This is a genomic window from Enterobacter sp. BWH52 (assembly GCF_001037565.1).
Lineage (GTDB): Bacteria > Pseudomonadota > Gammaproteobacteria > Enterobacterales > Enterobacteriaceae > Enterobacter > Enterobacter hormaechei_C.
In genome coordinates, this window is sequence record NZ_KQ089854.1 from 826625 (window position 1) to 839851 (window position 13227).

Genomic DNA, 13227 nt, shown 5'->3' on the forward strand with positions numbered 1-13227 from the left:
GACGATTGGAACAGGCTGAAACACCAGCCTGACACAAAAAAAGTGGTTTAGTTTACCAGTGTGGCAAAGATGCCAAAAGAGAGGAGAACAAAATTACCTGGGTTCCAGGGCAAACACTTCAAAACCCGCCGCAGTCACGCGCCAGCGCACGTTAAAGTCCAGCAGCCAGACGGCGTACGTTTTCCCGGCTTCCTCTTCTTTGCGGTAGGCGGGACGGGGGTCCTGCGCCAGCACTTCAACGATAAAGTCACGCAGACGTGGATAACGCTTTTCCAGCTCGCTGATTTGCGTCGTTATTTCAGACGTGAAGTGAACCGGCATATCTGCCTGCGGTGCGTCCTGAGCATAGCTTGCCCGGGCATCCGGCAGCGCTTCGGCGAAGGGCAGGTAAGGCTTAATATCTATGACCGGTGTGCCATCAACCAGGTCAAGGCTACCTAACTCCAGGATCACCTGATCTCTCTGACAACGTATGCCTTTCAGCTCGACCAGCGACATTCCGATGGGGTTGGGACGAAAGGTTGAGCGGGTGGCAAAGACCCCCATTCTGGCATTTCCGCCCAGACGAGGAGGACGCACAGTGGGACGCCAGCCGCCTTCCATGGTCTGGTGAAACACAAAGACCACCCATAAATGGCTGAACGCCTCAAGCCCGCGCACTGCATCGGCCTGGTTATACGGCGCGACAAGATGAAGCTCGCCGCCGCCGTGAATGACCAGACCCGGCTGACGCGGCACGGCGAACTTTTCTTTATAAGGGGAGCGGATAACGCCTATCTGCTCGAACTGAAATGAACTCATTTCGCCGTAATGTTAAGCGCAGAACCGATACATACCGCCTGACGATAGCAACCTGGTGTGCCGCTGGTGACTTCACAGCTGTGCAGCAACACCGCGTTGGCTTTCATTTTCGACGCGTTGATTTGCATACGCTTGCGGGCTGTCGGAATATTGGGTGGAGAGTCCTGATTCGTTGCCTGGCAGGATTCGCCGCTCACTTCGCCCAGTTCACGGAATGGCTTACCGACCAGCTCGTCGGCTTTGGTAATAATACGTACCGGCGCAGCGCGAGGCGCTTTCGGTTTTGCTGGCTCCGCTTTTGGCGGGGTTGCAGTGCTTTGAACAGGTTCAACAGGAGATCTGCTTAGCATAGAACAGCCGCTCAGCATCAGTGCTAAAAGACAGATCGGTAAAGCACGCATAATAATTCCTCAGTGGATAATCAAAACGTCAGATATTGAAGCAGTTGACCGCACAAATGACAAGACGGGCAAATGCCCGTCTTGATGATATTACACTGCCGGGAGATTACCAGCCTTTAACCGCGCCGCCGTTAAACACCTTATTGGCTTCCTGGTACACTTCTTCAGACTGATATGCCTGTATGAATTTCTTCACATTCTCCGCGTCTTTGTTGTCTTCGCGAGTCACGATCAGGTTGACGTACGGGGAATCTTTATCTTCAACGAAGATGCCATCTTTCGCTGGGGTCAGGCCGATCTGGCTGGCGTAAGTGGTGTTGATCACGGCCAGGGCGATCTGCGCATCGTCCAGAGAACGTGGCAGCTGTGGTGCTTCCAGCTCAACAATTTTCAGATTTTTCGGGTTTTCGGTTACGTCCAGAACGGTCGGTAACAGGCCAACGCCTTCTTTCAGTTTAATCAGGCCCACTTTCTGTAGCAGAAGCAGGGAACGGCCAAGGTTGGTTGGGTCGTTAGGGACGGCAACCTGTGAACCCGGCTGGAGTTCATCCAGAGATTTAATTTTCTTGGAGTAGCCGGCAATCGGGTAAACGAAGGTGTTACCGACAGCAACCAGTTTGTAGCCGCGATCTTTGATCTGCTGATCCAGGTACGGTTTATGCTGGAAGGCGTTAGCGTCAATGTCGCCTTTGCTCAGCGCTTCGTTCGGCAGAACGTAATCGTTGAAGGTCACCAGTTCAACGTCCAGGCCATATTTCTCTTTAGCGATTTTCTGCGCGGCCTCAGCAACCTGCTGTTCTGCACCGACGATAACGCCTACTTTGATGTGGTTTGGATCTTTTTCGTCCTGACCGCAACCCACCAGTGCCAGCGAGCCAATCAGTGCGCCTACTGCTGCGAAGGTCTTAAATTTAAACGCCATGTTATATCCTTAACTCGTCGAGTTTGTGTTGTTTGTAACGTTATTTATGCGTAACAGCCCGGACGATACGATCGCCAGAGAATTGAATTAAGTAAACCAGCACAACCAGCAATACCAGAACGGTATTCATTACGGTAGCGTTATAGCCAATATAGCCGTACTGATATCCAATCTGGCCTAAACCGCCAGCACCTACGGCGCCGCCCATTGCGGAATAACCGACCAGCGTGATAAGCGTGATGGTTGCTGCGTTCACCAGCCCAGGCAGCGCCTCTGGCAGCAGAACTTTGCGAACGATCTGCATTGGTGTTGCACCCATCGCGCGGGAAGCTTCAATCAGGCCTGTTGGGATTTCCAGCAGGGCGTTTTCCACCATACGGGCGATAAACGGTGCCGCGCCTACTGTCAGCGGGACAATTGCCGCCTGCAAACCAATCGACGTCCCGACGATCACGCGAGTAAACGGAATCATCCACACCAGCAGAATAATGAACGGAATAGACCGGAAAATGTTCACCAGCGCAGAGAGCGTGCGATACAGCTTCGCGTTTTCAATAATTTGACCCGGGCGCGTGACGTACAGCAACACGCCGACCGGCAGCCCAATCACAAAACCAAAGAAGCCCGATACGAAGGTCATTGCCAGCGTTTCCCAAACGCCGCGAACCAGTAGCCACATCATCGGCTCAGACATAACCCAGTACCTCTACTTTTACGTGATGTTCTTGCAGCCAGGCAATTGCCGCCTGGGTTTCTTCCTGTGTGCCGTGCATTTCCGTCAGCATAATGCCGAACTTCACGCCACCGGCGTAATCCATCTGCGCGCTAATAATGTTGTTATTAACGTTAAAGCGACGCGCGGTTTCGGAAAGCAGCGGTGCGTCAACGGACTGACCCGTAAACTCCATGCGCAGCATTGGAACGCTGTCTGCAACGGCTTCTGTTTTCAGTCGTTCCAGATAATCTTCCGGAATATCAAGATGCAGTGTGGACTGAATGAACTGCTGAGCCAGCGGCGTTTTCGGGTGCGAGAAGACTTCGCTCACCGTGTCCTGCTCAATCAGCTCACCGTTGCTGATGACTGCTACACAGTCGCAGATACGTTTCACTACATCCATTTCATGCGTAATAAGGAGGATAGTCAGGCCCAGACGACGGTTAATGTCTTTTAACAGTTCCAGAATAGAGCGCGTGGTAGCCGGATCTAATGCGCTGGTGGCTTCATCGCACAGCAGCACTTTTGGGTTGCTTGCCAGCGCGCGAGCGATTGCTACTCGCTGTTTTTGCCCGCCGGACAAATTTGCCGGGTAGCTGTCATGTTTATCACCCAGACCAACCAGATCGAGCAGTTCGGTGACGCGACGCGTAATTTCTTCTTTTGGTGTGTTATCCAGCTCCAGGGGTAACGCAACGTTACCGAAAACGGTGCGTGAGGCCAGCAGGTTAAAGTGCTGGAAAATCATGCCAATCTGGCGACGCGCTTTGGTGAGTTCTTTTTCTGAGAGAGCGGTAAGCTCCTGGCCGCCAACTTCTACGCTGCCCTGGGTTGGGCGCTCAAGCAGGTTAACACAACGGATCAGCGTACTTTTACCTGCACCCGATGCGCCAATGACGCCATAAATCTGACCAGCAGGCACATGCAGGCTGACGTTGTTCAGCGCCTGAATGGTTCGGTTCCCCTGCTGGAACACTTTGGTGATATTGGAAAGTTTAATCATTAGATTATTTTTATCGTAAGTAAGTTAGCCGTGGCATTTTCTTCTGCCAGATACGGGGAATGACCGTAAACAAAATGGATGTTAAGGCATCCAGACGTCTAAATCAATCCACCTCTTTGCGATGAGCACTTTATTGCGCTGCGATTCATGAGATACTAGCTGAACAAGCCTTTTTCAGGAGCAAACCGGTGGCAAAATCTGTACCCGCAATTTTTCTCGATCGTGACGGCACTATTAATGTGGATCACGGTTACGTCCATGAGATTGATGAGTTCGAATTTATCGAGGGCGTAATAGATGCCATGCGCCAGTTGAAAGAGATGGGCTATGCGCTGGTGGTGGTAACTAACCAGTCCGGTATCGCCCGAGGTAAATTTACCGAAGCGCAGTTCGAGACGCTGACGGAATGGATGGACTGGTCTCTGGCCGATCGCGGCGTCGATCTTGATGGCATCTATTATTGTCCGCATCACCCGCAGGGAAGTGTAGAGGCGTATCGTCAGACCTGCGATTGCCGTAAGCCACACCCGGGCATGTTTATCTCTGCAAAGGAATTCCTGCACATTGATATGGCCGCATCTTATATGGTGGGCGATAAACTGGAAGATATGCAGGCAGCAGCGGCGGCAGGTGTAGGTACCAAAGTATTAGTGCGTACCGGTAAACCGGTCACCCCAGAAGCAGAAAATGCAGCCGACTGGGTGATAACTAGTCTGGCAGAACTGCCAAAAGAGATTAAAAAGCACCAAAAATAGGCGTTTTGGCGAAAAGGTGAGCGGTTGAAATAAAAATGCATTTTTCCGCTTGTCATTCCTCGGCGGCTCCCTATAATGCGCCTCCATCGACACGGCGGATGTGAATCACTTCACAAACAACCCGGTCGGTTGAAGAGAAAAAATCCTGAAAATCAGGGTTGACTCTGAAAGAGGAAAGCGTAATATACGCCACCTCGCGACACAGCGCTGAAGCGCGTCGCAACTGCTCTTTAACAATTTATCAGACAATCTGTGTGGGCACTCAAAGTGACATGGATTCTTAACGTCCTCGGACGAAAAATGAATACCAAGTCTCAACGAGTGAACACGTAATTCATTACGAAGTTTAATTCATTGAGCATCAAACTTTTAAATTGAAGAGTTTGATCATGGCTCAGATTGAACGCTGGCGGCAGGCCTAACACATGCAAGTCGAACGGTAACAGGAAGCAGCTTGCTGCTTCGCTGACGAGTGGCGGACGGGTGAGTAATGTCTGGGAAACTGCCTGATGGAGGGGGATAACTACTGGAAACGGTAGCTAATACCGCATAACGTCGCAAGACCAAAGAGGGGGACCTTCGGGCCTCTTGCCATCGGATGTGCCCAGATGGGATTAGCTAGTAGGTGGGGTAACGGCTCACCTAGGCGACGATCCCTAGCTGGTCTGAGAGGATGACCAGCCACACTGGAACTGAGACACGGTCCAGACTCCTACGGGAGGCAGCAGTGGGGAATATTGCACAATGGGCGCAAGCCTGATGCAGCCATGCCGCGTGTATGAAGAAGGCCTTCGGGTTGTAAAGTACTTTCAGCGGGGAGGAAGGCGATAAGGTTAATAACCTTGTCGATTGACGTTACCCGCAGAAGAAGCACCGGCTAACTCCGTGCCAGCAGCCGCGGTAATACGGAGGGTGCAAGCGTTAATCGGAATTACTGGGCGTAAAGCGCACGCAGGCGGTCTGTCAAGTCGGATGTGAAATCCCCGGGCTCAACCTGGGAACTGCATTCGAAACTGGCAGGCTAGAGTCTTGTAGAGGGGGGTAGAATTCCAGGTGTAGCGGTGAAATGCGTAGAGATCTGGAGGAATACCGGTGGCGAAGGCGGCCCCCTGGACAAAGACTGACGCTCAGGTGCGAAAGCGTGGGGAGCAAACAGGATTAGATACCCTGGTAGTCCACGCCGTAAACGATGTCGACTTGGAGGTTGTGCCCTTGAGGCGTGGCTTCCGGAGCTAACGCGTTAAGTCGACCGCCTGGGGAGTACGGCCGCAAGGTTAAAACTCAAATGAATTGACGGGGGCCCGCACAAGCGGTGGAGCATGTGGTTTAATTCGATGCAACGCGAAGAACCTTACCTACTCTTGACATCCAGAGAACTTTCCAGAGATGGATTGGTGCCTTCGGGAACTCTGAGACAGGTGCTGCATGGCTGTCGTCAGCTCGTGTTGTGAAATGTTGGGTTAAGTCCCGCAACGAGCGCAACCCTTATCCTTTGTTGCCAGCGGTTAGGCCGGGAACTCAAAGGAGACTGCCAGTGATAAACTGGAGGAAGGTGGGGATGACGTCAAGTCATCATGGCCCTTACGAGTAGGGCTACACACGTGCTACAATGGCGCATACAAAGAGAAGCGACCTCGCGAGAGCAAGCGGACCTCATAAAGTGCGTCGTAGTCCGGATTGGAGTCTGCAACTCGACTCCATGAAGTCGGAATCGCTAGTAATCGTGGATCAGAATGCCACGGTGAATACGTTCCCGGGCCTTGTACACACCGCCCGTCACACCATGGGAGTGGGTTGCAAAAGAAGTAGGTAGCTTAACCTTCGGGAGGGCGCTTACCACTTTGTGATTCATGACTGGGGTGAAGTCGTAACAAGGTAACCGTAGGGGAACCTGCGGTTGGATCACCTCCTTACCTTAAAGAACCTGCCTTTGCAGTGCTCACACAGATTGTCTGATGAAAAACAGCAGTAAAAAACCTCTACAGGCTTGTAGCTCAGGTGGTTAGAGCGCACCCCTGATAAGGGTGAGGTCGGTGGTTCAAGTCCACTCAGGCCTACCAAATTTTTGCTGATGCTGCGTTGCGGCGACACTCACATACCTGAGTATGCTTCGTGTCACCACGCCTTGCCTCAACAAAAATTACCGGTACAGAGGTGACTACGATGGGGCTATAGCTCAGCTGGGAGAGCGCCTGCCTTGCACGCAGGAGGTCTGCGGTTCGATCCCGCATAGCTCCACCATCTTTTACTGCGAACACAAGAAAACTTCAGAGTGAACCTGAAAAGGTGCACTGCGAAGTTTTGCTCTTTAAAAATCTGGATCAAGCTGAAAATTGAAACGACACACAGCTCATGTGTGTTCGAGTCTCTCAAATTTTCGCAAGTCGATGATGAATCGAAAGAAACATCTTCGGGTTGTGAGGTTAAGCGACTAAGCGTACACGGTGGATGCCCTGGCAGTCAGAGGCGATGAAGGACGTGCTAATCTGCGAAAAGCGCCGGCGAGGTGATATGAACCCTTGACCCGGCGATGTCCGAATGGGGAAACCCAGTGCAATTCGTTGCACTATCGTTAACTGAATACATAGGTTAACGAGGCGAACCGGGGGAACTGAAACATCTAAGTACCCCGAGGAAAAGAAATCAACCGAGATTCCCCCAGTAGCGGCGAGCGAACGGGGAGCAGCCCGGAGTCTGAATCAGCTTGTGTGTTAGTGGAACGGTCTGGAAAGTCCGACGGTACAGGGTGATAGTCCCGTACACGAAAGCACACTTGCTGTGAACTCGAAGAGTAGGGCGGGACACGTGGTATCCTGTCTGAATATGGGGGGACCATCCTCCAAGGCTAAATACTCCTGACTGACCGATAGTGAACCAGTACCGTGAGGGAAAGGCGAAAAGAACCCCGGCGAGGGGAGTGAAAAAGAACCTGAAACCGTGTACGTACAAGCAGTGGGAGCACCTTCGTGGGGTGACTGCGTACCTTTTGTATAATGGGTCAGCGACTTATATTCTGTAGCAAGGTTAACCGTATAGGGGAGCCGAAGGGAAACCGAGTCTTAACTGGGCGTTAAGTTGCAGGGTATAGACCCGAAACCCGGTGATCTAGCCATGGGCAGGTTGAAGGTTGGGTAACACTAACTGGAGGACCGAACCGACTAATGTTGAAAAATTAGCGGATGACCTGTGGCTGGGGGTGAAAGGCCAATCAAACCGGGAGATAGCTGGTTCTCCCCGAAAGCTATTTAGGTAGCGCCTCGTGAACTCATCTTCGGGGGTAGAGCACTGTTTCGGCTAGGGGGCCATCCCGGCTTACCAACCCGATGCAAACTACGAATACCGAAGAATGTTATCACGGGAGACACACGGCGGGTGCTAACGTCCGTCGTGAAGAGGGAAACAACCCAGACCGCCAGCTAAGGTCCCAAAGTCATGGTTAAGTGGGAAACGATGTGGGAAGGCACAGACAGCCAGGATGTTGGCTTAGAAGCAGCCATCATTTAAAGAAAGCGTAATAGCTCACTGGTCGAGTCGGCCTGCGCGGAAGATGTAACGGGGCTAAACCATGCACCGAAGCTGCGGCAGCGACGCTTATGCGTTGTTGGGTAGGGGAGCGTTCTGTAAGCCGTTGAAGGTGTGCTGTGAGGCATGCTGGAGGTATCAGAAGTGCGAATGCTGACATAAGTAACGATAAAGCGGGTGAAAAGCCCGCTCGCCGGAAGACCAAGGGTTCCTGTCCAACGTTAATCGGGGCAGGGTGAGTCGACCCCTAAGGCGAGGCCGAAAGGCGTAGTCGATGGGAAACAGGTTAATATTCCTGTACTTGGTGTTACTGCGAAGGGGGGACGGAGAAGGCTATGTCAGCCGGGCGACGGTTGTCCCGGTTTAAGCATGTAGGCGGAGGTTCCAGGTAAATCCGGTACCTTGTTAACGCTGAGGTGTGATGACGAGGCACTACGGTGCTGAAGTGATAAATGCCCTGCTTCCAGGAAAAGCCTCTAAGCATCAGGTAACACGAAATCGTACCCCAAACCGACACAGGTGGTCAGGTAGAGAATACCAAGGCGCTTGAGAGAACTCGGGTGAAGGAACTAGGCAAAATGGTGCCGTAACTTCGGGAGAAGGCACGCTGATATGTAGGTGAAGCCCCTGCGGGCGGAGCTGAAATCAGTCGAAGATACCAGCTGGCTGCAACTGTTTATTAAAAACACAGCACTGTGCAAACACGAAAGTGGACGTATACGGTGTGACGCCTGCCCGGTGCCGGAAGGTTAATTGATGGGGTTAGCGGCAACGCGAAGCTCTTGATCGAAGCCCCGGTAAACGGCGGCCGTAACTATAACGGTCCTAAGGTAGCGAAATTCCTTGTCGGGTAAGTTCCGACCTGCACGAATGGCGTAATGATGGCCAGGCTGTCTCCACCCGAGACTCAGTGAAATTGAACTCGCTGTGAAGATGCAGTGTACCCGCGGCAAGACGGAAAGACCCCGTGAACCTTTACTATAGCTTGACACTGAACACTGGTCCTTGATGTGTAGGATAGGTGGGAGGCTTTGAAGCGTGGACGCCAGTCTGCGTGGAGCCNCACTATCGTTAACTGAATACATAGGTTAACGAGGCGAACCGGGGGAACTGAAACATCTAAGTACCCCGAGGAAAAGAAATCAACCGAGATTCCCCCAGTAGCGGCGAGCGAACGGGGAGCAGCCCGGAGTCTGAATCAGCTTGTGTGTTAGTGGAACGGTCTGGAAAGTCCGACGGTACAGGGTGATAGTCCCGTACACGAAAATGCACATGCTGTGAACTCGAAGAGTAGGGCGGGACACGTGGTATCCTGTCTGAATATGGGGGGACCATCCTCCAAGGCTAAATACTCCTGACTGACCGATAGTGAACCAGTACCGTGAGGGAAAGGCGAAAAGAACCCCGGCGAGGGGAGTGAAAAAGAACCTGAAACCGTGTACGTACAAGCAGTGGGAGCCTCTTTATGGGGTGACTGCGTACCTTTTGTATAATGGGTCAGCGACTTATATTCTGTAGCAAGGTTAACCGTATAGGGGAGCCGAAGGGAAACCGAGTCTTAACTGGGCGTTAAGTTGCAGGGTATAGACCCGAAACCCGGTGATCTAGCCATGGGCAGGTTGAAGGTTGGGTAACACTAACTGGAGGACCGAACCGACTAATGTTGAAAAATTAGCGGATGACCTGTGGCTGGGGGTGAAAGGCCAATCAAACCGGGAGATAGCTGGTTCTCCCCGAAAGCTATTTAGGTAGCGCCTCGTGAACTCATCTTCGGGGGTAGAGCACTGTTTCGGCTAGGGGGCCATCCCGGCTTACCAACCCGATGCAAACTACGAATACCGAAGAATGTTATCACGGGAGACACACGGCGGGTGCTAACGTCCGTCGTGAAGAGGGAAACAACCCAGACCGCCAGCTAAGGTCCCAAAGTCATGGTTAAGTGGGAAACGATGTGGGAAGGCACAGACAGCCAGGATGTTGGCTTAGAAGCAGCCATCATTTAAAGAAAGCGTAATAGCTCACTGGTCGAGTCGGCCTGCGCGGAAGATGTAACGGGGCTAAACCATGCACCGAAGCTGCGGCAGCGACACTATGTGTTGTTGGGTAGGGGAGCGTTCTGTAAGCCGTTGAAGGTGTGCTGTGAGGCATGCTGGAGGTATCAGAAGTGCGAATGCTGACATAAGTAACGATAAAGCGGGTGAAAAGCCCGCTCGCCGGAAGACCAAGGGTTCCTGTCCAACGTTAATCGGGGCAGGGTGAGTCGACCCCTAAGGCGAGGCCGAAAGGCGTAGTCGATGGGAAACAGGTTAATATTCCTGTACTTGGTGTTACTGCGAAGGGGGGACGGAGAAGGCTATGTCAGCCGGGCGACGGTTGTCCCGGTTTAAGCATGTAGGCGGAGGTTCCAGGTAAATCCGGTACCTTTTAACGCTGAGGTGTGATGACGAGGCACTACGGTGCTGAAGTGATAAATGCCCTGCTTCCAGGAAAAGCCTCTAAGCATCAGGTAACACGAAATCGTACCCCAAACCGACACAGGTGGTCAGGTAGAGAATACCAAGGCGCTTGAGAGAACTCGGGTGAAGGAACTAGGCAAAATGGTGCCGTAACTTCGGGAGAAGGCACGCTGATGTGTAGGTGAAGCCCCTGCGGGCGGAGCTGAAATCAGTCGAAGATACCAGCTGGCTGCAACTGTTTATTAAAAACACAGCACTGTGCAAACACGAAAGTGGACGTATACGGTGTGACGCCTGCCCGGTGCCGGAAGGTTAATTGATGGGGTTAGCGGCAACGCGAAGCTCTTGATCGAAGCCCCGGTAAACGGCGGCCGTAACTATAACGGTCCTAAGGTAGCGAAATTCCTTGTCGGGTAAGTTCCGACCTGCACGAATGGCGTAATGATGGCCAGGCTGTCTCCACCCGAGACTCAGTGAAATTGAACTCGCTGTGAAGATGCAGTGTACCCGCGGCAAGACGGAAAGACCCCGTGAACCTTTACTATAGCTTGACACTGAACACTGGTCCTTGATGTGTAGGATAGGTGGGAGGCTTTGAAGCGTGGACGCCAGTCTGCGTGGAGCCATCCTTGAAATACCACCCTTTAATGGCTGGTGTTCTAACGTAGACCCGTGATCCGGGTTGCGGACAGTGTCTGGTGGGTAGTTTGACTGGGGCGGTCTCCTCCCAAAGAGTAACGGAGGAGCACGAAGGTTGGCTAATCCTGGTCGGACATCAGGAGGTTAGTGTAATGGCATAAGCCAGCTTGACTGCGAGCGTGACGGCGCGAGCAGGTGCGAAAGCAGGTCATAGTGATCCGGTGGTTCTGAATGGAAGGGCCATCGCTCAACGGATAAAAGGTACTCCGGGGATAACAGGCTGATACCGCCCAAGAGTTCATATCGACGGCGGTGTTTGGCACCTCGATGTCGGCTCATCACATCCTGGGGCTGAAGTAGGTCCCAAGGGTATGGCTGTTCGCCATTTAAAGTGGTACGCGAGCTGGGTTTAGAACGTCGTGAGACAGTTCGGTCCCTATCTGCCGTGGGCGCTGGAGAATTGAGGGGGGCTGCTCCTAGTACGAGAGGACCGGAGTGGACGCATCACTGGTGTTCGGGTTGTCATGCCAATGGCACTGCCCGGTAGCTAAATGCGGAAGAGATAAGTGCTGAAAGCATCTAAGCACGAAACTTGCCCCGAGATGAGTTCTCCCTGAGACCTTGAGTCTCCTGAAGGAACGTTGAAGACGACGACGTTGATAGGTCGGGTGTGTAAGCGCAGCGATGCGTTGAGCTAACCGATACTAATGAACCGTGAGGCTTAACCTTACAACGCCGAAGGTGTTTTGGCGAAGAGACAGACACGATTTTCAGCCTGATACAGATTAAACAGAATTTGCCTGGCGGCTTTAGCGCGGTGGTCCCACCTGACCCCATGCCGAACTCAGAAGTGAAACGCCGTAGCGCCGATGGTAGTGTGGGGTCTCCCCATGTGAGAGTAGGGAACTGCCAGGCATCAAATTAAGTAGTAAGCCGGTGCATTAATCCGGTGGTTACAGAAGTATTCGGTGGAGCGGTAGTTCAGTCGGTTAGAATACCTGCCTGTCACGCAGGGGGTCGCGGGTTCGAGTCCCGTCCGTTCCGCCACTTATTAAAAGCCCTGAGCTAACGCTCAGGGCTTTTTTCTTATCTGTCGTTTGATTGTTGCGAAATTAGCAAAAATCCTCTGCGTTTTACGATCTTTTTCGTCATAACAACTACAGCGATAATCTTCCTCAGTTTACGAACATAACGATTGAGGAATCATATGACTATCCCTGCACTGGGTCTGGGCACTTTTCGCCTGAAAGACGATGTTGTTATTGCATCTGTTAAAACCGCACTCGAGTTGGGCTATCGTGCTATTGATACGGCGCAGATTTATGATAACGAAGCTGCCGTAGGCCAGGCCATCGAAGAGAGTGGCGTACCGCGCGACGAACTTTTCGTCACCACTAAAATCTGGATTGAGAATCTCAGCAAAGACAAGCTGATCCCAAGCCTGAAGGAAAGTCTGAAAAAGCTGCGTACTGACTATGTTGATCTGACGCTGATCCACTGGCCATCTCCTGATGATGCCGTCTCTGTGGAAGAGTTTATGCAGGCGCTGCTGGAAGCAAAAGAGCAAGGCTTAACGCGTGAAATTGGCATCTCTAACTTCACCATCCCGTTGATGGAAAGGGCCATCGCCGCAGTGGGTAAAGAGAATATTGCTACCAACCAAATTGAACTCTCTCCTTACCTGCAAAACCGCAAAGTCGTGGACTGGGCGAAACAGCATAGTATTCACATCACCTCGTACATGACGCTGGCATATGGTAAGGCGCTGAAAGATGAAGTGATTGCGCGCATCGCTGAGAAACACAATGCGACAGCCGCACAGGTGATCCTGGCATGGGCGATGGGTGAGGGCTATGCCGTGATCCCGTCTTCAACCAAACGTGAAAACCTGGCAAGTAACCTGTTAGCGCGGGATCTCCAGCTTGATGATGAAGATAAAAACGCGATCGCTGCACTGGAATGCAACGATCGTCTTGTCAGCCCGGAAGGGTTAGCACCAGACTGGGATTAATA

At 52.3% G+C, this 13227-nt stretch carries 7 protein-coding genes, 3 tRNA genes, 3 rRNA genes and 2 other annotated features; of the genes, 8 read left to right on the top strand and 5 right to left on the bottom strand.

Annotated elements, in window-relative coordinates; all coding sequences use genetic code 11:
- Positions 1 to 93 precede the first annotated feature (93 nt).
- From tsaA to metN, 5 genes are all read right to left on the bottom strand, one after another.
- On the bottom strand, positions 94 to 801 hold the full coding sequence (tsaA, locus tag SK47_RS03860; RefSeq protein ID WP_003856135.1) for a tRNA (N6-threonylcarbamoyladenosine(37)-N6)-methyltransferase TrmO: 708 nt from the start codon (positions 799 to 801) through the stop codon (positions 94 to 96).
- A complete protein-coding gene (gene rcsF, locus SK47_RS03865; RefSeq protein WP_003856133.1) occupies positions 798 to 1202 on the bottom strand; it encodes an Rcs stress response system protein RcsF in 405 nt (134 codons plus the stop codon). The genes tsaA and rcsF overlap by 4 nt, the downstream gene beginning before the upstream one ends.
- Before the next feature lie 106 nt (positions 1203 to 1308).
- Positions 1309 to 2124, bottom strand: a complete 816-nt coding sequence (metQ, locus tag SK47_RS03870) for a methionine ABC transporter substrate-binding lipoprotein MetQ (RefSeq protein WP_003856132.1) — start codon at positions 2122 to 2124, stop codon at positions 1309 to 1311.
- A gap of 40 nt (positions 2125 to 2164) precedes the next feature.
- Positions 2165 to 2818 carry a methionine ABC transporter permease MetI gene (locus SK47_RS03875; protein WP_003856130.1) on the bottom strand — a complete coding sequence of 218 codons (654 nt, stop codon included), beginning with the start codon at positions 2816 to 2818 and terminating at the stop codon, positions 2165 to 2167.
- Positions 2811 to 3842, bottom strand: coding sequence for a methionine ABC transporter ATP-binding protein MetN (gene metN / locus SK47_RS03880; RefSeq protein ID WP_003856124.1), 1032 nt, complete (start codon positions 3840 to 3842; stop codon positions 2811 to 2813). Before metN ends, SK47_RS03875 begins: the two co-directional genes overlap by 8 nt.
- 188 nt (positions 3843 to 4030) lie before the next feature.
- Here metN and gmhB point away from each other — a divergent pair, with 188 nt between their 5' ends.
- The 8 genes from gmhB to dkgB all read left to right on the top strand — a co-directional run bounded on the left by gmhB (position 4031) and on the right by dkgB (position 13225).
- On the top strand, positions 4031 to 4597 hold the full coding sequence (gene gmhB, locus SK47_RS03885; protein WP_048243524.1) for a D-glycero-beta-D-manno-heptose 1,7-bisphosphate 7-phosphatase: 567 nt from the start codon (positions 4031 to 4033) through the stop codon (positions 4595 to 4597).
- Positions 4598 to 4968: 371 nt separating this feature from the next.
- Positions 4969 to 6510 (top strand): 16S ribosomal RNA (locus SK47_RS03890).
- A 70-nt stretch (positions 6511 to 6580) separates the two neighbouring features.
- Positions 6581 to 6657, top strand: a tRNA-Ile gene (locus SK47_RS03895).
- 105 nt (positions 6658 to 6762) lie between these two features.
- A tRNA-Ala gene (locus tag SK47_RS03900) sits at positions 6763 to 6838 on the top strand.
- A 194-nt stretch (positions 6839 to 7032) separates the two neighbouring features.
- Positions 7033 to 9038 (top strand): 23S ribosomal RNA (locus SK47_RS24190).
- Together the 16S and 23S rRNA genes with 2 tRNA genes alongside form the textbook arrangement of a ribosomal RNA operon.
- Positions 9039 to 9269: 231 nt before the next feature.
- Positions 9270 to 9468 (top strand) — a sequence feature (23S ribosomal RNA rRNA prediction is too short).
- A 95-nt stretch (positions 9469 to 9563) separates the two neighbouring features.
- Positions 9564 to 11930, top strand: a sequence feature (most likely nonfunctional fraction of RNA operon).
- A gap of 83 nt (positions 11931 to 12013) precedes the next feature.
- Positions 12014 to 12129: ribosomal RNA gene (gene rrf / locus SK47_RS03910) — 5S ribosomal RNA — on the top strand.
- Positions 12130 to 12184: 55 nt separating this feature from the next.
- A tRNA-Asp gene (locus SK47_RS03915) sits at positions 12185 to 12261 on the top strand.
- Between the two features lie 160 nt (positions 12262 to 12421).
- Entirely contained in the window at positions 12422 to 13225 is an 804-nt protein-coding gene (dkgB, locus tag SK47_RS03920; protein ID WP_023315437.1) for a 2,5-didehydrogluconate reductase DkgB, read from the top strand.
- Positions 13226 to 13227 lie beyond the last annotated feature (2 nt).

Bases quoted from the DNA above. Each gene is read 5' to 3' on its own strand.
- tsaA (WP_003856135.1), bottom strand. From the start codon at position 801: ATGAGTTCATTTCAGTTCGAGCAGATAGGCGTTATCCGCTCCCCTTAT.
- rcsF (WP_003856133.1), bottom strand. From the start codon at position 1,202: ATGCGTGCTTTACCGATCTGTCTTTTAGCACTGATGCTGAGCGGCTGT.
- metQ (WP_003856132.1), bottom strand. From the start codon at position 2,124: ATGGCGTTTAAATTTAAGACCTTCGCAGCAGTAGGCGCACTGATTGGC.
- SK47_RS03875 (WP_003856130.1), bottom strand. From the start codon at position 2,818: ATGTCTGAGCCGATGATGTGGCTACTGGTTCGCGGCGTTTGGGAAACG.
- metN (WP_003856124.1), bottom strand. From the start codon at position 3,842: ATGATTAAACTTTCCAATATCACCAAAGTGTTCCAGCAGGGGAACCGA.
- dkgB (WP_023315437.1), top strand. From the start codon at position 12,422: ATGACTATCCCTGCACTGGGTCTGGGCACTTTTCGCCTGAAAGACGAT.